Origin of the sequence: Desulfovibrio porci (assembly GCF_009696265.1) — a bacterium.
GTDB classification, from domain to species: domain Bacteria; phylum Desulfobacterota; class Desulfovibrionia; order Desulfovibrionales; family Desulfovibrionaceae; genus Desulfovibrio; species Desulfovibrio porci.
Window position 1 is genome coordinate 318853 of record NZ_VUMH01000002.1, and the last position, 20575, is coordinate 339427.

The window sequence follows — 20575 nt, forward strand, 5'->3', positions numbered from 1 at the left end:
TCATGCCCGTGCCGCCCTTGTGGGCGGGATACGCGCGGGCTATAGTGGGCGGGCTGTCGGACCCGAAAATTTACCAGAAGTCGAGAGATAATCTTATGCAAAATTCGCAAGAAGTCCAGCTTGCCGTTGATGTGTTACGGGCCGCGCTGCCCGCTTCCGCGGCCGGAGAAGCGCCGTTGCTGGGCCTGGTTCTGGGCACAGGACTGTCCGGTCTGGCCGCCGAACTGCTGACCGGCTCCCCGAATGGCCCGGCGGCCGGGGGGGCGTCGTGTGTGCGCGTGCCTTTCGTGAACCTGCCCGGTTTCCCGCTGCCCGGCGTGGATTCGCATCAGGGGGCCTTTGTGCGGGGCCGCCTGAACGGCGTGCCGGTGCTGGCCCAGCAGGGCCGCTGCCATTTGTACGAGGGCAGAAGTCCGGCCGAAGTCTGTATGGGCGTGCGGGTCATGGCCGGTCTGGGCGTGAAAACCCTGATCATCACCAATGCCGCCGGAGCGCTGAACCCGTGCTTTGAGGCCGGAACCCTGATGTGCATGGCCGACCAGATCAACCACACCGGCGCGTCGCCGCTGACCGGCCCCAATTGCGCGGCCTGGGGCGAGCGCTTTCCGGACATGAGCGCGCCCTTTGACCCGGCCCTGCAGGCCCTGGCCTTGGAAACGGCGGGGGCGCTGGGCATCCGTCTGGAACGCGGGGTCTATATCGGCGTGCACGGGCCGGAGATGGAAAGCCCGGCCGAAACGCGCATGTACCGCCAGTGGGGGGCCGACGCCGTGGGCATGAGCACCGTGCTGGAGGTCATCGCGGCGCGGCATCTGGGCATGCGGGTGCTGGGCGTTTCCTGCCTGTCCAACAAAAACCTGCCGGACTGCATGGTGCCCGCGCCCCTGGCGGAGATCATCGCCGTGGCCGGACGCGCGGGCGAAAATCTGGCCCGGCTGTTGCGGGCCTTGGTGACAAAACTCTGAAAAATGCGTACAAACCGAAGTTCTTTCAGAGCATGCGGCAAATCATCGTCTTCGTTCATTTGCGCAATGTTCCAGAGCGTCGGCGCAAAGGCGCTTGCGCGGCTCCCACGGCGGACCGTTTTGTCCGCCGTTGTTATTCTTTTCTAATGTAAGGTTTTTCCCATGCAGCAGAATGATTCTCTCCGCAATGTGGCCATCATCGCCCACGTCGACCACGGCAAGACCACGCTGGTGGACGCCCTTTTCAAGCAGAGCGGCGTATTCCGCGCCGACCAGCGCGTGGACGACCGCGTCATGGACAAAATGGATCTGGAACGCGAGCGCGGCATCACCATTGCCGCCAAAAACTGCGCCGTGCGCTGGAAAGGCGTGAAGATCAACATCATCGACACGCCGGGCCACGCGGACTTCGGCGGGGAAGTGGAACGTTCCCTGTCCATGGCCAGCGGGGCCATTCTGCTGGTGGATTCCTCGGAAGGCCCGTTGCCGCAGACCCGTTTCGTGCTGCGCAAAACCCTGGAAGCCGGTCTGCCCGTGGTGGTGGTCATCAACAAGATCGACCGCAAGGACGCCCGGCCCCAGGAAGTGCTCAACGAAATCTATGATCTGTTCATCGACCTGGGGGCCAGCGAGGAGCAGCTGGAATTCCCCGTGCTTTACGCCATCGGCCGCGCGGGCGTGGCCATGAACAATATTGACGATCCGCAGGAAAATTTGTCCCCGCTGTTTGAAACCATTCTGACCAGGCTGCCGGGCCCGTCCTACGATCCGGAACAGCCCTTCCAGATGCTGGTGGCCGATCTGGATTATTCGGATTATCTGGGGCGGCTGGCCGTGGGCCGGATCATGCACGGCAAGGTTTTCGCCAAGGAATCCCTGGCCTGCATCGGCGAGGACGGCGCGGCGCGGCCCCTGCGCGCCACCCGGCTTCAGGTTTACGACGGCTTGCAGCTTTCCGAGGTGGAGGAGGCCCAGCCCGGCGACATCGTGGTGCTGGCGGGTATTGAGGACGTGACCATCGGCGACACCATCTGCACCCGCGAGAGCCCGCGCGCCCTGCCGCGCATCCGCGTGGACGAACCCACCGTGGCCATGCGCTTCGGCATCAACACGTCGCCCCTGGCCGGGCGCGAGGGCAAGATCGTGCAGAGCCGGGCCATCCAGGACCGTCTGGTCAAGGAAAGCCTGCGCAACGTGGCCATCCGCGTGGAAGAGACCGCGGACCGCGACGCCTTTCTGGTCAAGGGCCGGGGTGAATTCCAGATGGCCATTCTTATCGAGACCATGCGCCGGGAGGGCTTTGAACTGTCCGTGGGACGGCCCGAAGTGATTCTGAAAAAGGACGCCAACGGCAAGACCCTGGAACCCATCGAGCATCTCTATGTGGACTGCGACGAAACCTTCATGGGCGTGGTCACGGACAAGCTGGCCCAGCGCAAGGGCCGCATGCTCAACTGCACCAACAACGGCACGGGCCGGGTGCGCCTGGAGTTTTCCGTGCCCTCGCGCGGGCTGATCGGCTACCGCGACGAATTTCTCACGGACACCAAGGGCACGGGCATCATGAACTCCTACTTGGAGGGCTATGAGGAATGGCGCGGCGACTTCCCCACGCGTTTTTCCGGCTCCATCGTGGCTGACCGGCCCGGCGTGGGCGTGGCCTACGCCCTGTTCAACCTGGAGCCGCGCGGCACGCTCTTTGTGGAGCCCGGCGACCCGGTCTACGAAGGCATGATCGTGGGCGAGCACAACCGCGACAACGACATTGACGTCAACGCCACCAAGGAAAAGAAGCTTACCAACCTGCGCGCCGCGGGCAAGGATGAAAACGTCATCCTTACGCCGGTGAAGAAGATGACCCTGGAGCACGCCCTGCACTTCGTGCGCGAGGATGAACTGGTGGAAGTGACGCCCCAGTCCATCCGTTTGCGCAAGGCCGAGCTGTCCTCCCTGCGGCGTTACCAGATCGCGGGCAAGGCCGCCAAGAACAAATCCTGACCGGTCGGGACCGGACGCGGCGGCTGTCTCTTTTGCCGGACGCCGTGCCGGGATACAAGCACAACGCCCTGTCGGCATGCCCGGCGGGGCGTTTTTTTGCCGGCGGGTTTTGCCAAGACGGCCCGCCGGAGCATGCGCATATTCTAATCAAGCGTGCGGCGGAAGAAGCGCACGCAGGCGGCCATGACCACGACGCTGAACAGCGCCACAGGCCACAGGGAAGGCCAGAGGTCGGCCCAGCCGTTGCCCTTGAGCAGGATGCCGCGCACCGAGCGGTTGAAATGGGTCAGCGGCAGAAGGCTGCCGATGGCCTGGGCCCATTTGGGCATCCCGGCGAAGGGAAACATGAAGCCGGAAAGCATCATGCTGGGCAGAAAATAGAAAATGGTCATCTGCATGGCCTGAAGCTGGTTTTTGGCAAAGGACGAGAGCGTGACCCCCACCGTGAGGTTGGCCGCGATGAACAGCAGGGCGGCCACATACAGGGCCAGGGGGTCGCCCGCGAACGGGACGTTGAACAGCAGCATGGCCAGGGCGACGATGATGCCCATCTGGATGTGGCCGATCAGGATGTAGGGCACGATCTTTCCGGTCATGATTTCCAGGGGGCTGATCGGCGAGGACAACAGATTTTCCATGGTCCCGCGCTCCCGTTCCCTGGTGATGGCCAGACCGGTCATCATCACCGTGGTCATGGTCAGGATCACGCCCATCAGGCCCGGCACGATATTGTAGTGGGTGAGTCCCTCCGGGTTGTACAGCCGGTGCGCCTGAATGGAAAAGGCCTCCGGAGAAGCCCGCAGATGCGCGAGCGCGCCGGTCAGTTCCTTTTCGGCCACGGCCTGGGCGATGCCCTGCACCGCGCCGAGCGCGCCGCCGGTGGCCGTGGGGTCCGTGGCGTCGGCTTCCACCAGGATGGCGGGACGCTCGCCGCGCAGCAGGCGGCGGGAAAAGTCGGACGGCACGCTGATCACGAACTGCACGTCCCCCCTGGCCAAGGCGTGCCGCGCGCTTTTCTCGTCCAGGTTTTTCACAATGGAATAATAGGCCGAATTCTCCAGGGCAGCCGCGAGACTGCGCGTAAAACGGCTCTGTTCGCCGAGCACAAGCGCCGTGGGCAGATGCTTGGGATCGCTGTTGATGGCGTAGCCGAACAGCAAAAGCTGGATGATCGGCAGGCCCACGATCATTCCGAAGGTCAGACGGTCGCGCCTGAGCTGCAGAAATTCCTTGATCACCACGCCCCACCAGCGCGTGGGCGAAAAGACGCGTTCGCCGTTCATCGGGCCGCCTCGAAGTTGTCCCGGGAGCGCCGCATCATGTAGATAAAAACATCCTCCAGGCTGGTCTCCGCGTCCTGCACGCGCCGCTGCCCGGCAACGGCGGCCACGGCCCGGCGCAGGGCCTGCTCGTCCCGTCCGCTGACGTGCAGCGCGCTGCCGAACATCACGGTCTGCTCGACGCCGGGCGCGCCCTCCAGCCGTGCGGACAGCGCGTTGAGCTCATCCCCGGACACGGACAGGGTGTGGAGTCGCTGCGAAGCGACAATCTCCCGCGCGTGCCCTTGACCAGCAGTTTGCCGTAGGCGATATAGGCCAGTTTGTGGCAGCGTTCGGCTTCGTCCATATAATGCGTGCTCACCAGCACGGAAATGCCTTGTGCGGCCAGCCTGTGCAGTTCCTCCCAGAAATCGCGGCGGGCCGTGGGGTCCACCCCGGCCGTGGGTTCGTCGAGCAGGAGCAGGTCCGGCGCGTGCAGCATGCAGGCGGCCAGGGCCAGGCGCTGCTTCCAGCCGCCGGAAAGCGTGCCGGTGAGCTGGTTCGAGCGCCCATGCAGGCCCAGGTTTTCCAGGGCCCGGTCCACGGCGGCCTTGCGTTCTTTCATTTCAAAAAGGCGGGCCACGAATTCCAGGTTTTCGCGGATGGTCAGGTCTTCCCAGAAGGAAAAGCGCTGCGTCATGTAGCCGACGCGGCGCTTGATGCGTTCGCTCTCCCGCACAATGTCAAAGCCCAGGCAGGCGCCGCTGCCGGAGTCGGGCGTCAGAAGCCCGCACATCAGGCGGATGCAGGTGGTCTTGCCGCTGCCGTTGGGGCCGAGAAAGCCGTAGATCTCGCCGCGCCTGACGGAAAGCGAGACGTCATCCACGACTTTTTTCGAACCGAAGCTTTTGCTCAGGTTTCTGACGTCGATGACCAGCTCCGGCGAGCCCGCCGGATCAGCCGGATTTTCGTAGCGCGCGGTCATGGCAGGCTCACGCTCACGGGCTGCCCCGGATGCAGTTCGGCGGCAATGCCCGGTTCGGGCCGCGCCTCGACCATGAAGACCAGCTTGGAGCGCGTCTCGTTGCTGTAGATGACCGGCGGCGTGTATTCCGCATTGGACGCCACATAGGAGACGGCGGCGGCAAAGGGTTCCGGTCGGCCGTCCGCCCGCACCAGCACCTGTCCGCCGGTCTTCAGGCCGCCCACCAGCGGTTCGGGCACGAAAAAGCGGATTTTCACGTTGCCCGGCGGCAGCACCTGGACCACCGGGCTGCCGGCCGGCACCCACTCTCCCGCGCGGAAGAGGGTGTCGTAAACCAGGCCGCTCGCGGGCGCGCGCAGTTGTTTCTGCTCCAGGTCCCAGCGGGCCTGGGCGACGCGCGCTTCGGCCGCCCGCACGGCGGCCCGCTGCGCCTCGATTCTTTTTTCCCGTTCCGGCAGCCGGTAGACGTCAACCTGGCTGGCCAGCTCGACCACGCGGGCCGCGCTTGTCCTGGCGGCGGCTCTGGAATCGTCCAGCTTCGCTTTGGAAACTCCCCCGCTCCGGGCCAGGACTTCGTTGCGGCGCAACTGCGCGGCGGCGTTGGCGGCTTCCGCCCGGGCCTGCTCAAGCTGCGCTCTGGCCATGGCGACTTCCTCGGGCCGCTTGCCCGTTTCCATGTCCTTGAGCTGGGCCCGTGCCGAAAGCTCTTCCTCTTCCGCCTGGCGCAGAACTTGGCGCTCGTATTCCGCTTCCAGCTCAAACAAAAGACTGCGGGCGCTCACGCTGGAACCGCGCTCCACGGCCAGGCTTTCGAGCCGTCCGGCCTGGGACGAGGCCAGATAGACGTATTCTCCCTCCACATAGCCCTGGAAAACGCCCTGTCCCGAATCGCCGCAGCCCGCCAGAGAAAGCAGGCACACAACAAGCAGGGCCGCCATGGTCTTCCGCGTCATGGTTTTGCCTCCGGTTCCGGCTGCGGGCACAGGCCGTCCAGCAGCAGGGCGAGAACGTGCCGTCTGAGCGTCTCCCGGTTCAGGGCGGAGCCGGCCGACGTCCTGCCGAGAATATCCTGCGCGGCAAGGGGCAGCATGATCACGCCCAAGACGGAAATGAACACCAGGGCGGGGGCGGCCCGGGCATTGAGCAGACCCTCGCGTTGCGCGCCGGAAAGATAGCGGCTCAATGTTTCAAAGCGCTCCACCGGAATGAGGGACATGACCCGTCGGCGCAGCAAGCCTCCGGCATGCAGGACTTCACGGCTCCAGAGAAAGGGCAGTTGGGGCATGCGCCCCACGGTTTCCAGCAGACGGTCCACAAGTTCCGTCACCACGCGGCGCGGATCATTGAGGGTTTTTTCCGAAATGTCCGCCCAGATGTAGGCGATGACCGGGGCCAGACGCTCGGCGACAATAGCGTCCAGCAGGCCTTCGCGGTTGGTGAAGTAGTAATGGACCATGGCCGGGGTGACCCCGGCGGCCTTGGCCACCTGGGCGATGGTCGTTCCGGCTATGCCCTGTCCGGCAAAAAGATTCAGGGCGCTGTCCAGGATATGCTCCCGTTTGTCGCCGTTTTTGCCCGCCGGAGGCCGTCCGTGCGGGCCGTATTTTTTTGCTGTCTGCTTCATGTGCTGTTAATTAACTAATTAGTTAATTAACAGCAAGCGGATATTTGCGGACACGCGAACAGAGAAGGCGATCAAGAGGCAAAAGAACGCAACGTCGTTGCTCCCTCGATCACAAAAAGCTGAATTTTTCAGGCAGCAAGGCGCAAAGCAGAAATTGGCTGAAGCTGTATCGGCATAGCGCTGGTGTCGCTATCCGTAAGGCAGCTCCGCTGCCCAACGGCTAGCGCACTGCAAGGTCAATTTTTGCTTTGCAACGCCGCTGTATGGAAAAAGGCGGCGTTGCAGCAGGGGGATGAATGAGGACTGAGCCTAAAGCCGTCCACCCTGGCCCGCGCGTTCAACGTGGCTTCATCCAGTCGGCTCATGGCGTCCAGCAGCAGCATACGATAGGTGCCGTTGCCGCCGCCCACGGCCAGCAGTTTTTCATGGGCCAGTTCCCCGCAGACGCCCATGCCCGCCATGGCGCAGACGCAGGCTTGCAGGGGCGCGTAGGGATTCGCGCCCAGAAACGCGCCGGTCACGGCCGCGGACATGCAGCCCGTGCCCGTGATGCGCGCCATCAGGGGATGCCCGTTGCGCACGGCCCAGGCTTCCCGGCTGTCCGCCACAATGTCGATGGGACCGCTGATCACGATGACCGCGCCGGTCAGCGCGGCCAGCTGTTGCGCGCGACGGGCGCTTTCCGCCAGATTTTCCTCCGTGACCAGGTTTTCCGGACCGGCATCCACGCCTCTGGCGGCGGCCAGACCGCCCGCCAGGAAACTGATCTCGGCGTTGTTGCCTTTGATGACAGCGCAGCGGACCTCGCGCAACAGGCGCAGGGCCGTGTCGTTGCGGAAATCGGAGGCGCCCGCGCCCACAGGGTCAAGAATCACGGGGCGGCCCAGAAGGTTGGCTGTCTGACCGGCGAGGAGCATGGCCCGCACCGTGCGCTCGCTGAGGGTGCCGATATTCAGCACCAGAGCCGAGCAGAGGCCCGCGATCTGCCCGGCCTCCCTGGCGTCGTCGGCCATGATGGGCGAACCTCCGGCGGCCAGGGTGATGTTGGCGCAGTCGTTGACGGTGACGTAGTTTGTGATGAAATGCACGAGCGGTGTTGCTTGCCGCGTGGCGCCCAAAATTTCCGTGAAGTTCTCCATTCCCCGTTCTCCCGCCCGCAGAGGAGAGCCCCCGTCCAGCGAGCCGGAAACGGGGGCCTTGCTTTCAGTTTTCAGTCAATGGGTCTTCCGCTGTTTTCGCGTAATAACCGCGCCCATGCAATTGCTACGTGTCGGCCGCGCGCCCGCGATTGCGCCACACCGCCGGAAGGCGAGGCCGTCCGAGGTCACATCCTCGCCGTCTATGCCTGTTTGAGATAAAAATGACGGAAATTTTTATCCGGAAGCGGCATTACGGTTTGATGTAGGCAAAGCCCTCGCGTTGCAGGCGCACCACTTCCACCAGACCGGCGGGCACCACCGTGCAGCCCTGCCAGAGGCGACTGTCGTCAATGCTGTTATCCGCCAGGGCGTTGGCGCAGAGCATGACGCGCACGCCATGTGCCAAGAGCGGCGCGGCCAGTTCGCGCAGGTCCGCGTGCTCGTTGGTGAACAGGGTCACGGCCGGTCCGTTGGCCACCACGGCCAACTGGAAATTTTCGCCGGGCAGGCCCTTGATGTAATTGGCCGCGTTTTTCAGCACCAGACGCAGCATGGCGGGGTCGTTGCTGTCTATATGCAGGCAGAGATCGTAGTTCATATGTTCTCCGGATGTTGCTTGGATTTCACGCCAGAGCGTAATGTCCCAGCCTAGCAAAGCGAAGCGGCTTTGCCAAGCCGGAGCGTTGTGCCTCACCGGGATGCTGTGCGGGCGACAAGCCCCGTTCAGGTGATCCCTCCGGGCCGGTGAAAATTCCTGCGCCCAAAGCCCTGATGCGGACGAACATCTTTTGGGGCCGGTGCCGTATTCCTCCGCCTGCGTCCGGCTTGCGCCCGCTGACACTCGGGGGTATATACGATACACTATGCGTTCTGCCGTGTTCTCTTTTTTCCGCTTTTTCCATGCCGTCAGCGGGCGGCGTTGCGTCGGGAGCACCTTCCGCTCTTTCTTCCTCCCTCTGTCCCCGTCTGCGGCGCGGGCTTTTCTGCTGGCGGCCCTGTTCATGCTGCCGGGGCTGGGCGGCTGTGGTCTGCTGGCCAAGGGCGGCGACGCCGGTCCGCAGGCGGCGGACGCCCAACAGGCGGAAACAGGCGGCGAAGCGGATCCGGCCTGGCAGGGCACGCCCATACCCTATACCCTGCGCATTGAAGTCCGTGACAAATCGTCCGACGAGAATGGGCTGGAGGGCAAGATGAAGGACGCCAGCCAGCTCGCCCAGCTTGCCAAAGAACCGCCGGACAGCCTGCTGGCCCTGGAACGCCGGGCCCGCGCCGATACGGAAAGCGCGTTGAAACTGCTGCATTCTCAATGTTACTATGACGGCAAGGCCTCTTTCAGCCTGGATGAGGCCGTCTCGCCGGTACGCGTGACCCTGCTGCTGGAGCCGGGCCCGCGTTACAGTCTGGGCCGGGCCGACGTGCGTTACGATCCCGCGCCCGAGGTGCCGGAGTCCTTCAAAAACCGCAGCCGCGAGACGGGCTTCTGGGGCCTGGAGCGGGAGACGTTGCCGCCGCCGTCCTTTCCGCCCGTGCTGCCCGGCGTGACGGTGGGGCGGCCGGTGACCGCCGACGCCATGCTGGCCGCCGTGGAGGCTTTGCCGGAACGGTTGCGCCGTGAGGGCTATCCCCTGGCCAAGGTGGCCGACGCCCGGTACAGCCTGAACCATGAAGCGCGTACCCTCAATGCCGACATCCTGGTGCGGCCCGGCCCGCCCGCGCTTATGGGGACCATCCGGGTGCAAGGCGCAAAGGAAGTCAATGCCGAATATCTGCAACGCCTGACTCCCTGGACGCCGGGCGAGGAACCGTGGGACAGCGAACTGCTGGAGGATTACGCCAACACCCTGCGCGGTTTGGGCCTGTTCCGCTCCGTGGAGGCGGCCCCGGCTGAGGCTGATCTGGAAAAGAGCGGCGGAGAGGGCGGCGCGGCCGTGCTGCCCGCGGACATCACCGTGGCCGAAGCGCCTTTCCGCTCCATCAGCGGCAGCGCCCGCTATGATACGGACACGGGTCTGGGCCTGGAAGGGGCCTGGGAACACCGCAATCTTTTCCACAACGGCGAAAAGCTGACGGTCACAGCCCCTCTGGCCACGGAAATCCAGGGCATCAAGGCGGCCTTTGAAAAACCGGCTTTTCTGGTGCGGGAGCAGCGCCTGCTGGCCTCGGCCTCGGCCCTGCGCGAGGATACCAGCGCCTACCGCAAAATGGCCGGCAACGCCTCGGCGGGTCTGGACCGGCGGCTTGCCCGCCAGTGGTGGGGCGGCATCAGCCTGTTCGTGGAAAGCGGTTCCCTCAAGGATAACGAAAACAGCGAACACCCTTACGGCGTGGTCAGCCCCCGCGCGAACCTGCGGCGCGACAGCCGCAACAATGTGCTCAATCCCAGCAGCGGCTCGGAAGTGGAAATCAAGCTCACGCCCTTTACCGGCTTTTATCAGGAATCGTTCAGCGCCATGGCCGGAAGCGTGGCGGCCAGCGTCTATTACGCGCCCCTGCGCGACAAGGCGGGGCGGCCCGACGACCGGCTGGTGCTGGCGGGCCGGGTGGAAGGCGGGGCCATGGCCGGCTCGGCGCTGCGCAACATTCCGTCCAGCATGCGTTATTATGCGGGCGGCGCGGGTTCGGTGCGCGGCTACGCCTATCAGGCTCTGGGGCCGCGCGACAATGAGGATGACCCGCTGGGCGGGCGTTCCTACCAGATCGTCAATCTGGAGGCGCGCTTCAAGATAACCGAAAACATCGGCCTGGTGCCCTTTCTGGACGGCGGCATGGTCTACACGGACGAATTCCCGCGCATCATCGGGGATATGGATTGGGGCGCGGGTCTGGGCCTGCGCTACTACACGCCCATCGGGCCGGTGCGCCTGGACGTGGCCGCGCCCTTGCGGCGCATTGACGGCGATCCGCCGGTACAGGTCTATATCAGCATAGGGCAGTCCTTCTGATGGCGCGGATAAACGAAGAACAGCATACGGTCCGGGAGGCGGGAACGTCGCGGCCCCCGCGCTCCGGACGCTCCGGAAGGTGGACCCGCTGGTTGCGGCGCATTCTGGCGGGCCTGCTGGGCCTGTTGCTGGCCGCGTCGGCCGGTCTGGTCTGGGTGCTGCGCAGCGATAGCGGCCAGGCCTGGCTGCTGGAAACCGTCAACGCCACGCTGGAAAGCTCCCTGCGGGAGAGCGGCCTGCGCGCGCGTCTGACCCGTCTGTCCGGTCCGCTGCCCTTTGCCTGCTCCTTCGGCCTGGAAGTCGCCGACGCCCACGGCGTCTGGCTGACCGCCCCGGAAAACAGCTTTGACTGGGATTGGCGCGCTCTGCCCGGCACCGTGCGTATTACGGCCGTCCGCAGCGTCAATCCGGCGCTGACCCGTCTGCCCGATCTGCCTCCCGGTCCGGAGTCCGCCCCGCAACCTCCGTTGACCGTGGAGTTCCTGCGCCTGATGCTGGGCGACGCGACGCGCGCCCTGAATGATCTGCCCGGCTGGCTTCCGGCCGTGCGTCTGGATACGCTGGCGCTGGAAAACGCGCTGCTGCCGCCGGAACTGCTGGGCGGCGCGGCTGTCCCGACGCCGGAGGACAAGGCCGCGCCCTCCGGGCCACAGCCCCTGCGGGCCGACCTGGAGGCCGGGCTGGCGGCTGACGGCAACGGCGCGCAAGCGCACGCGCGGGCGCGGCTGTCCGGCGCGAAGGCGGCCCCGTTCTCGCTGTCCGTCCTGGATTGCGCGGCGGCGGAAGCCAGCCTGGAAATCCAGGCCGGTCCGGCGAAAACGGCGGACCAAGGCGCCGGTTTTTCTGTAAGCAGCCGTCTGGACGCGCTTTTGCGGAACCCCGCGCTCAATGTGGACGGCCTGCCCCCTGATCTGCTGGGTTCCGAAGCCCGCCTGAGTCTCGGTCTGGAAGGCGGCGTGGCCGCACCGGAGAGCGGGCCCGCATCTTCGGCGCATCTGGCCCTGACCGGCCTGAATCTGGCGGCGGGCCGTCTGACGGCCACGGGACAGGGGCAGTGGCAAAGCGGCGGCAGCGATTGGCCTGACGGCCCTCTGGACCTGAATCTGGCCGTCAATCTGCAGGGCCCGGCAAAGGAAGCCCTCCCCGTCGCGGGCGCTGAGGACATGCTGGCCATGCTGCGCGCGCCTGTGTCCTTTAGTGTGAGCGCCAAAGGCGCGCTCCTGCGGCCCGACGTGGAAGTGCGTCTGGCTTGCGCGGACATTCAGAACGGCGGCCATGTCCTCAAGGATACGCTGCTGTCGCTCACGGGCGCGCCTCTGACCTGGAGCGGGGCGCTGGGCCTGGACGGCGCGCGCGAGGAGGCCCGTCTGCTTCTGGACCTGCGCGCCCGACTGGATCAGCGGCCCCTCAGTCTGAGCACGGAGCTTTTTTACGGGGCGGACGCAAAACAGGGATTGGAAGGCGGCCCGACAAACGTGTCTGAGACTGTTTCCGCCGGTCTGCGCAAGCTGCGCCTGAGTGCGGCGGGTCTGGAAGGCGCGGGCGATGTGACGGCTTTGCTCGCGCCGGGCGGGTTGCCCACCCTGAACGGCAAAATAGGACTGCGCGTGACGGACTGGCAGGCTCTGTCCGCTTTTGTGCCGGGCCGGCGCCTGGACGGCGAGGCCGCGCTGGATCTGGAACTGCGTGCAGACTCCGGCGCGCAGCAGGCCCTGGCGCGCTGGAAAATTCCCCGTTTCAGCCTCAGTCCCGTTCAGGGGCAGGGCGACGCGCTGCACGTGCACGGTCTGGACGGTGAACTGCGGCTTACGGATCTTTTCGGCCAGGCGGCCCTCACGGCGCGGCTGGATCTCGCCGGTCTGGACCGGGGCGACCTGCGTCTGGCGGCGCGGGCGTCGGCCAAGGGGCCCTTGCAGGGGCCGCTGGACCTCAGTCTGGAAAGCACGGGCGGCGTGGCCAGTCATCTCAACATCCAGTGGCGGCCCGGCCAGATTCTGCTGCAAAGCCTGGATCTGCATTTGAACGGCCTCAAGGACGGGCGGAGCGGTACAGGGCGCTCTCTGGGCCTGCGCGCCGCGCGTCAGGCGGAAATCCGTTACGGCGAGACCGGACTGGCCGTCTCCGGTCTGGACCTGGCCTTGTCTCCCTCGGGCAGGTTGCAGGCGCAAGGCGCGCTTGCACCGGAAAAACTGGATTTGCGGGTTACGCTGGAGGGTCTGGCCCTGGAGCCCTGGCGCGCTCTGGCGCCCGCCCTGCCTCTGGGCACGGCCGAGGCCCGCGTGCGCCTCAGCGGCAGCCCGGCCCGGCCCGGCGGGGACTTCCGGCTGGGCGTGCGGCGTCTGCGCGTCTCGGGCAGTCCGTTGGCTCCGCTGGATGTGGCTCTGGCGGGCGGCATTGAGCACGGCGGCGCGGGCAGCGCGCTGACGGCCCGCCTGGAATTGGACCCCCAGGCAGTGAAGGCTTTGGGCGGCAGCGAGGCCCGCCTCAATCTGCGCCTGCCCCTGCTCTTCGGCCCGGACGGCCTGCCCAAACCCGCCCCGCAGGGGCGACTGGCGGGACAGGTGCGCTGGGAAGGAGCCGTGGGGCCTGTCTGGAGCCTGCTGCCCCTGGCGGACCGCCGTCTCAACGGCCGGATATCCCTGAATCTGGACCTTGGCGGCACCCTGTCCGCGCCGCGCGTGACCGGCGGCCTGCGCGTGAACAAGGCCCGCTACGAGGATTTGCTGCTGGGCGTACTGCTCACGGACATCAATCTGCGTCTGGATCTGGACGGGAAACAGGCTGCGGCCAGAACCGGAAAAGAGGACGTCCGGCACGCTGGAGCGGGGGAGACGGACGCGGCAGGCGGGGGCAGCCCCCTGACCGGAAGCATGCGTCTGGAACTCACCGCCGCCGACGGCCTGGGCGGCAGCCTGCGTCTGGCGGGCGGCGGCGGTCTGGACGGCCGCCACCTGGACCTGCGGGCCGCTCTGGACCATCTGCGACCCCTGCGCCGCCGGGATCTGCGCATCAATCTTTCCGGCCAGGCGCAGGTGACGGGCAGCGCCACCGCGCCGGACGTGCGCGGCGAAATCGTCATCAATCAGGGCGCTCTCCTGCTCAACAATCTGGCCGTGGGCGGCAGCATCACCACGTTGCCCATTGAGGAGGCCGCCGCAACGCCGCAAGCCGTGGCGAATGCCGCGCCCCCCGCCGCTCCGGCGGCCGCGCCCGCCGAAGTCGAGGGTTCCCTGAATCTGCGCATCCGCGCGCCGGGACGCTTTATGGTCGAAGGCCACGGCCTGACCAGCGAATGGCAGGCCAATCTGCTGGTCGGCGGCAGTCCGGCAGCGCCCGTGATTACCGGGGAACTGCGCGCTCTGAAGGGCAATTTCGATTTTCTGACCAAGAATTTCTCGCTCACGCGCGGGGTGATCACCTTTGGCGGCGGCTCGCTGAGCAATCCGCTGCTGGATATCGTGCTGACCAATGAAACGCCGAACCTCACGGCGCATATCAGCATCACCGGCACCGTGAGCAAGATGAAGCTCAGCCTGAGCAGTGAACCCAGCCTGCCCAGGGATGAAATCCTTTCCCAGATTCTCTTCGGCCGCAGCACCAATGAACTGGGCCGCCTGGAAGCCCTGCAACTGGCCGGGGCCGTGGCCCAGCTGGCCGGTTTCGGCTCGGGCGGGGGCGGCATGTTCGACTTCACCCGCAAGGCTCTGGGCGTGGACGTGCTGCGGCTGGGAACGTCGCCCACCGGGGCCGCCGGAGAGCCCGGAGACCAGACCGCCGGAGGCACCACCCTGGAAATGGGCAAGTATATCGGCGACCTGATCTACGTGGGCGTGCAGCAGGGCATGAAGCCGGACAGCACGGCTTTCATCATCCAGCTGGAATTGACCCCGCGCATCAATCTGGAACTCCGCACCGAGCAGCAGGACACCTGGGGCGGCGTGCGCTGGAAATACAATTACTGATCCGGCCTTGTCCGCCGGAGCGTGAAAAATCCGAAGACCGGAGAGCGTTCATGTCCACCCCGTCTCGTGCCGCCGCGTCTGTTGCCGCCGAAGCACGCTGGTTTATCCGCCGGGCCTGTGCCGGGGATTTTCCGGCACTGGCCGGACTCTGGCGGCGCAGTGTGGAAGCCACGCACGATTTTCTGCTGCCCGGCGATCTGGAACGGATCGGCGCGGAAGTGGCGACTGTCTATCTGCCGGGGCTGGGGGAAGTCTGGCTGGCGGAAGAGGGCGGCCGCCCGGCGGGTTTTCTGGGCTGCGACGGGCCGCATGTGGAAATGCTTTTCGTGAAGCCGGAACTCTTCGGACGCGGCGTGGGCGGCGCGCTGCTGCGGCACGCCCGGAACCGGCACGGCGCGTTGCGTCTGGAAGTCAACGAGCAGAACGCGAGGGCGCTGGCTTTTTATCAGCGCCAAGGCTTTGTGATCACGGGCCGTTCGGCTCTGGACAGCGCGGGGCGGCCATATCCTTTGCTGCATCTGGCCTGGCGGGCGTGAGGCCGCTCCGGTCGCAGTCAGGAAAGATTCCGGTTGTCCGGTCGGCCCATGCGGCCGCGCAGGCCGTGCCAGGCGGCCCGAAAGATCAGCGACAGCCGGTCGGTCTGGCCCCGGCGCAGGCGGTTGAGCGCCACCCCGGCCAGGCTTGCCAGGGCTGTGGGCAGAAAGCCCGGATAATAGCTGCGGATGAGGTATATTCTGTTCCGTATGGCAAGATAGTCCATCAGGCGGCTGCGCGCGGGTTTTGATGAGGCATGTCCGCCGCCGCGCGCGCCTGTGCTGCCGCCTTCTTTGTGGATGACAAGGCTTCGGGGCGCCCAGGCCGGTGAGAAGCCCGCGCGGCGCGCCTCAATGCCGAAGGCGGCATCCTCATAATACAGAAAATAGGCTTCCGGCAGCAGGCCGACCGTGCGCAGGACACGCCGCCGCACCAGCACTGAAGCGCCGACGAGACAGGCCATGCGCGCTTCCACGGCGGCGGGATCCGCCGCCAGCGCCTGGGACCGGGCCGCACCGCCCATCAGGAAGGATGTGCGGCCGGTCAGCGGGCAAAGCGTACAGCCGCCCGCAGCCTGCACCACATCCGGCGCGTGGGCGTAGCACAGCGTCGAGCCGCACAGTCCGGCATCCGGTCGCGCGTTGAGGCGCGCGCACAGGGCGTCCAGCGCGCCGGGGGCCGGTTCCGTATCCGTATTCAGCAGCCAGAAAGCCTCTACGCCGTCAAAGGCGGGCGTTGCCAGCAAAAGGCGCAATGCCGCATTGTTGCCCCCCGCGAAGCCGCTGTTCTCGGGCAGCGCCAGAAACAGCGCATCCGTCCCGGGAGGCGTCTGGCCGGAATGCAGAAAGGCGGGAGGCTCACATCCGTCCGCGCGCCGCAACGCTTGCCAGCCTTCCAGCAGGGCCTTGCGTTCAGCGGGACGGGAGGCGTTGTCGGCGATGATCACGCAGGCGGGCCGGGCGGTCAGGGCATTCAGGGCACGCAGGCAGGCCAGGGCGTCGCGCGCGGAATTGTAATGCACAAGAACCACGGCGCAACGGGCGGCATGCAAGTCGGCAGCAGAGAACGTCACAATGTCCTTTCGCTTTTTTGCGCGGCCTTCCAGGCTGTCAAGCATGACGCCGCACAGGTTATTTTTTCAAGACCCGGCGCAACACCTCGGCGGTTATGGCGGCGCTCTTCTCCCAACTGAAGTTCCGGGCCCAGTCGCGACCGCGCTCTCCCGCCGCGCGCCGTTCTTCGGGCGTGCTCTCTAAGGCCGACAGCATAAGCTCCCCCAGTCGTCCGGCATCATTACGAGGGAAATAGGCCGCATGTTCTCCGCAGACCTCGCGCGTGGCCGGGATATCCGAGGCGATGACGGGCACGCCGAGGGCGAGGGCCTCCAGCGGGGGAAGTCCGAAGCCTTCATAGCAGGAGGGAAATACAAGGGCCGTCGCGCCCGCCATGCGCGCGATGAGTTCTTCCTGTGGTATGTTGCCTGTAAAGGTGATTCTGCCGGGGCACATGGCCATCAGGCTTTCTATGGAGATTTCGTTTGTGCGGAAGCGGCTTTCGCCCACAAAGATCAGGTCGGCGGCACAAGCCCCGGCGATGGCGGCAAAAGCGCGGCAAAGCAGATGGGCATTTTTGTGCGGCTTGATATTGCCCACCGCCAGAAAGTAAGGCGGTTCCTTCCGTTGTTCTGGAACAGGACGCAGCCAGACGTCATCCACGCCATTATGAGCCGTTGTCATCCGGCCTTTGGGTTTGCCCACACGCCGCAGAAATTCTTGTCGGGTAAATTCTGAGACGCAGAGGATTTCCGCCGCCTTGAAGCGCACGGCCTGAAACATCAGGGCGGCATACGCGCGGCGCATTCCGGAAAACAGATCGCGCAACGCCAGATGCGCGGTATCATGCACGGTTGCCACAAGCGGCGGAGAGGCGAGGATGGGGATGGGATAGTGCGGCGTCCATAATGCGTCGCAGTCTTTCAACAGCGGCAGAATGCGCATTTGCTCCGTCAGGCTGTAAATGGGGGCGGCAAACGGCACGGACTCCCAGCGGCAGTCTTCCGGGGGCTGAAAACTTCCGTCAAAGCCGAGCAGACGAAAACGCACGTCCGGCATCGCGGCCATGCAACGAGGCGCCACGTTGCGCAAGTATACGCCGATCCCGGACATGCGGGCCATCCGGCAATCAATGGCAAGCGTTTTCACGGAAGCTCCCTGGTAGCAATGCTGAGCGGGTTCCTGTCACAGGAATGAAAATATGCAAGACAGTGTCCGGAATTTCGTGCAATCTGTTTTTCTGTTGAGCTGAAAACTTGTCCTCAAAATGCGGTCAAGCTATGCCGTCTTCTGGCTATCCAGCCAACTGTATTCTGGAAATGCGCCAAACAGGCTATGCAGGGAACGTTTATTTGCCTCAAGCGTAAAGTGCCGCCGCACATGCTCTTTGCCCTGATGGGAGAGTTTATCCCACAATTCCCTGTCGGAATACAGGCGCACAGCCGCCGAAGCAAAGTCCGAAGGGCTGTCGCCTACACAAACGGTTTCATTATTTACCAGCAGCATTCCTTCAGCGGCAATGCTGGTGCAAACGCACGGCACCCCCGCTCCCAGACTCATGGCAACCTTGCCCTTGATGCCAGCGCCATAGCGCAGGGGGGCAAGGCACAGACGCATGGAAAGCAGAAGTGGGGACAAATCCGGCACGAATCCGTGAAAGACAACCCGATCTATATCCGCAAACGCGTTCCGCAATTGTCCACCGCCAGAACCGATTATATGCAGACGGGCATCCGGCAGATCCTCACAAATTTTTGGCCAGATTTCCCGGCAGCACCAGACAGCGGCATCAATATTGGGCTTGTGACCAAAATTGCCCAGAAAAAACATATCGTTTCTGTCCTCAAAATCCGGGGTATTTTCCCTGACCGGCACGTTCAAAGCCTGATGCACCGCTATCGGTACTGTCAAGCCTGCCAGACGCAACACGTGCGCATCGTTATCGCTGACAGTTACGACAAGATCGCTTTTTTGCATCAGCGACAATTCGATATGTTTGTTACGGACAGCTATCCTGTGCGCGTCACCTTCCGGGGCGACAACCGCACAGCGTTCTTCACGCAGAAATGCCACATCGGGAGCATGAAAAATAACGCGTGCGGATGGGGCCACCATACGGCACATGGACAATACCATCTGCGCTGCTTCACGCGCAATGATAAAAAACGTGGCAAAGTCCTTGCCCACGCGAGCAATAAAATCCTCAGCGTTACGGTAGCCATTTTGGACACAAGGCACGTGCACGCCATAACGATCTGAGAACGCTGCGGCATCGGCTTCATCCGCCATGGTCAACGGCACGAAAACCGGGGCGAAACCCAATTGCCGTAAATTCTCCAGTATCCCGATGATGGCCAGATCGCCGGCAGAGACTTCCGCACGTGGAATATTGGCCCCCACAACAAGAATCGCCCGCGGGTCAACTTCACTGTCCGCCGCTATATTGATTTTCTCTGGAGCCCGGAATTTGAGGGAACAGTTTTTCAATGTTCTCCGCCGGGGTGACAGAAACAGAGCCAGGGCCTCGCGGCAGAGCTGGAAGATCCCCCCTTTTATGTAGATATAGTAAGCAACGGTGTATCTGAAGCCGTCAAGTCTGGCGCATGCCCCGGACCGGTTCGCCTGTATTTCTTTGAATAAGTCCGGTTGCAGAATGGGGTCTGCCCAATAATCACACCTGTACCCGGCGCGGTTCAGTTTGGCATAAACCGGTCGAAGCAGAAGGCGAACCATACCCAGCGATAATGGATCTAATTTTTTCATATATTCCAGTGTACAGAGGACAGCGGGCAAAGTTAGGCATCTCTCCGTAATGCCTAAGGGAAACTTTGTTTTTCAAATTGTTCCGCGGTTACATCCTCTGTGGGCTATGTATCAATGGGTGAACAGTATACGCTCAAGCTCAGCGCACAGGGCGTGATAGACCGGCAGGTGCAACTCTTGAATAGCCGGTGTCGACGATGCCGGCACTTGCAACTGCACATCGCAATGAGGGGCAACGGCTCCAGGCGCGCTTCCGGTCAGACCAATAGTTCGTAAACCTTTCATCTTGGCCACGCGAAGAGCCTGCACCACATTACGCGAATTGCCGGATGTGCTGATAACCCACAAGAGGTCATTACGATTTCCCAGTCCGAGCACCTGCTGGGCAAAACAGTTTTCCGCGGTGACATCATTGGCAAATGCGGTGGGCAGAGCTACTCCGCTGACCAGGGAGAGAGCTGGGATAGCGCCCTCAAGGCTGGCGGCGAGCCGTCGCCCCTCTTCACGGCCGCAGATATTTTCCAGAGCCTCCACATCCGACGTCGGCAGGGGGCGCTGGCAGAGGAAACTCTTCATCAACTCGCCCACAATATGCTCAGCGTCGGCGGCACTGCCTCCATTACCGCAGGTCAGAATTTTCCCGCCAGACCGGATACATTCAGACAGCATGGACACGCAGGCATAGAGCTGAGGTTCCAGAGGCGCGAGTTCGGGATGACGCGCCAGCAGGCTTCTGATATGCGGAAAGTCCTCCATATGGTTTTGCCGGGACATATGCCGGGAACGGAGGGTTTGCTCCGCCTCGGCCAGGGAGGATATCTTCCTGGCACCCCGCGGGCAGGCATCTTTGCCGAAATACAGAAGGGCGCCAATCCCCGCAGCGGCCCCGGCTTCCATGTCATGGCAGGCATCGCCGATCATGATGGAAGAATGCAGGTCAATCTTGTGCTCACGGGCGGCCAGCAGCAGCATGCCCGGCCCGGGTTTTCGCATTTCGGACGATCTCTTGTACTTTCCGATGCCATGCTCCGGATGATCCGGGCAAAAATAGACCGCGTCCAGGGTTGCCCCATGCTTGCGAAACTCCTCCCGCATCCAGGCCATCAGATCATGAAATTGCGCCTCATCGTAATATCCCCTGCCAATACCTGCTTGATTGGTGACGATCACCACCAGATAGCCTGCTTCATGAGCGGTTCTGGCAAGGGCAAAAATGCCATCAATGAAAATAATGTCTTCTTTGCGATGGACGTAGCCGCAATCAACGTTGACTACGCCGTCCCGATCCAAAAAAAGCGCCGGTTGCGGCGTGGCATTGCGTTCAGGCGTTCCACTCACCTTTTCCCCCAAGC

At 64.1% G+C, this 20575-nt stretch carries 16 protein-coding genes; 5 read left to right on the forward strand and 11 right to left on the reverse strand.

The features are described from left to right. The first annotated feature begins 95 nt into the window (after positions 1-95). Positions 96-965, forward strand: coding sequence for a purine-nucleoside phosphorylase (locus FYJ44_RS03345; RefSeq protein WP_154509140.1), 870 nt, complete (start codon positions 96-98; stop codon positions 963-965). A gap of 162 nt (positions 966-1127) precedes the next feature. Beyond that, positions 1128-2963: a translational GTPase TypA gene (gene typA, locus FYJ44_RS03350; protein ID WP_154509142.1), complete on the forward strand. Its 1836-nt coding sequence runs from the start codon at positions 1128-1130 to the stop codon at positions 2961-2963. Positions 2964-3106: 143 nt separating this feature from the next. On the opposite strand, the gene FYJ44_RS03355 is transcribed toward typA, so the two are convergent. From FYJ44_RS03355 to FYJ44_RS03380, 7 genes are all read right to left on the reverse strand, one after another. Continuing rightward, complete coding sequence (locus tag FYJ44_RS03355) at positions 3107-4246, reverse strand: ABC transporter permease (RefSeq protein ID WP_154509144.1); 1140 nt, start codon at positions 4244-4246, stop codon at positions 3107-3109. Further along, a complete protein-coding gene (locus FYJ44_RS14920; RefSeq protein WP_308579149.1) occupies positions 4243-4410 on the reverse strand; it encodes a hypothetical protein in 168 nt (55 codons plus the stop codon). The genes FYJ44_RS03355 and FYJ44_RS14920 overlap by 4 nt, the downstream gene beginning before the upstream one ends. Further along, entirely contained in the window at positions 4410-5207 is a 798-nt protein-coding gene (locus tag FYJ44_RS03360) for an ABC transporter ATP-binding protein (RefSeq protein ID WP_308579147.1), read from the reverse strand. Before FYJ44_RS03360 ends, FYJ44_RS14920 begins: the two co-directional genes overlap by 1 nt. Then, complete coding sequence (locus FYJ44_RS03365) at positions 5204-6160, reverse strand: HlyD family secretion protein (protein ID WP_154509146.1); 957 nt, start codon at positions 6158-6160, stop codon at positions 5204-5206. The genes FYJ44_RS03360 and FYJ44_RS03365 overlap by 4 nt, the downstream gene beginning before the upstream one ends. Further along, complete coding sequence (locus tag FYJ44_RS03370; protein WP_154509148.1) at positions 6157-6831, reverse strand: TetR/AcrR family transcriptional regulator; 675 nt, start codon at positions 6829-6831, stop codon at positions 6157-6159. The genes FYJ44_RS03365 and FYJ44_RS03370 overlap by 4 nt, the downstream gene beginning before the upstream one ends. A gap of 236 nt (positions 6832-7067) precedes the next feature. After that, a complete protein-coding gene (gene thiM, locus FYJ44_RS03375; protein WP_154509150.1) occupies positions 7068-7970 on the reverse strand; it encodes a hydroxyethylthiazole kinase in 903 nt (300 codons plus the stop codon). A 250-nt stretch (positions 7971-8220) separates the two neighbouring features. After that, entirely contained in the window at positions 8221-8568 is a 348-nt protein-coding gene (locus FYJ44_RS03380; RefSeq protein ID WP_154509152.1) for a DsrE family protein, read from the reverse strand. A gap of 277 nt (positions 8569-8845) precedes the next feature. Between FYJ44_RS03380 and FYJ44_RS03385 the strand changes: the two genes are divergently transcribed. The 3 genes from FYJ44_RS03385 to FYJ44_RS03395 are packed head-to-tail and all read left to right on the forward strand — an operon-like array spanning position 8846 to position 15410. Continuing rightward, entirely contained in the window at positions 8846-10912 is a 2067-nt protein-coding gene (locus tag FYJ44_RS03385) for an autotransporter assembly complex protein TamA (protein ID WP_320860705.1), read from the forward strand. After that, complete coding sequence (locus FYJ44_RS03390) at positions 10912-14874, forward strand: translocation/assembly module TamB domain-containing protein (protein ID WP_154509156.1); 3963 nt, start codon at positions 10912-10914, stop codon at positions 14872-14874. Before FYJ44_RS03385 ends, FYJ44_RS03390 begins: the two co-directional genes overlap by 1 nt. A 50-nt stretch (positions 14875-14924) precedes the next feature. Further along, entirely contained in the window at positions 14925-15410 is a 486-nt protein-coding gene (locus FYJ44_RS03395) for a GNAT family N-acetyltransferase (protein ID WP_154509158.1), read from the forward strand. A 17-nt stretch (positions 15411-15427) separates the two neighbouring features. Here FYJ44_RS03395 and FYJ44_RS03400 read toward each other — a convergent pair whose 3' ends face one another. From FYJ44_RS03400 to gmhB, 4 genes are all read right to left on the reverse strand, one after another. Beyond that, positions 15428-16480, reverse strand: coding sequence for a glycosyltransferase (locus tag FYJ44_RS03400; protein ID WP_195840937.1), 1053 nt, complete (start codon positions 16478-16480; stop codon positions 15428-15430). Positions 16481-16538: 58 nt separating this feature from the next. Next, positions 16539-17609, reverse strand: a complete 1071-nt coding sequence (locus FYJ44_RS03405; RefSeq protein WP_154509162.1) for a glycosyltransferase family 4 protein — start codon at positions 17607-17609, stop codon at positions 16539-16541. A gap of 129 nt (positions 17610-17738) precedes the next feature. Then, positions 17739-19223, reverse strand: a complete 1485-nt coding sequence (locus FYJ44_RS03410) for a glycosyltransferase family 4 protein (protein WP_154509164.1) — start codon at positions 19221-19223, stop codon at positions 17739-17741. A 111-nt stretch (positions 19224-19334) separates the two neighbouring features. Continuing rightward, complete coding sequence (gene gmhB / locus FYJ44_RS14555) at positions 19335-20573, reverse strand: D-glycero-beta-D-manno-heptose 1,7-bisphosphate 7-phosphatase (protein WP_229772471.1); 1239 nt, start codon at positions 20571-20573, stop codon at positions 19335-19337. Positions 20574-20575 lie beyond the last annotated feature (2 nt).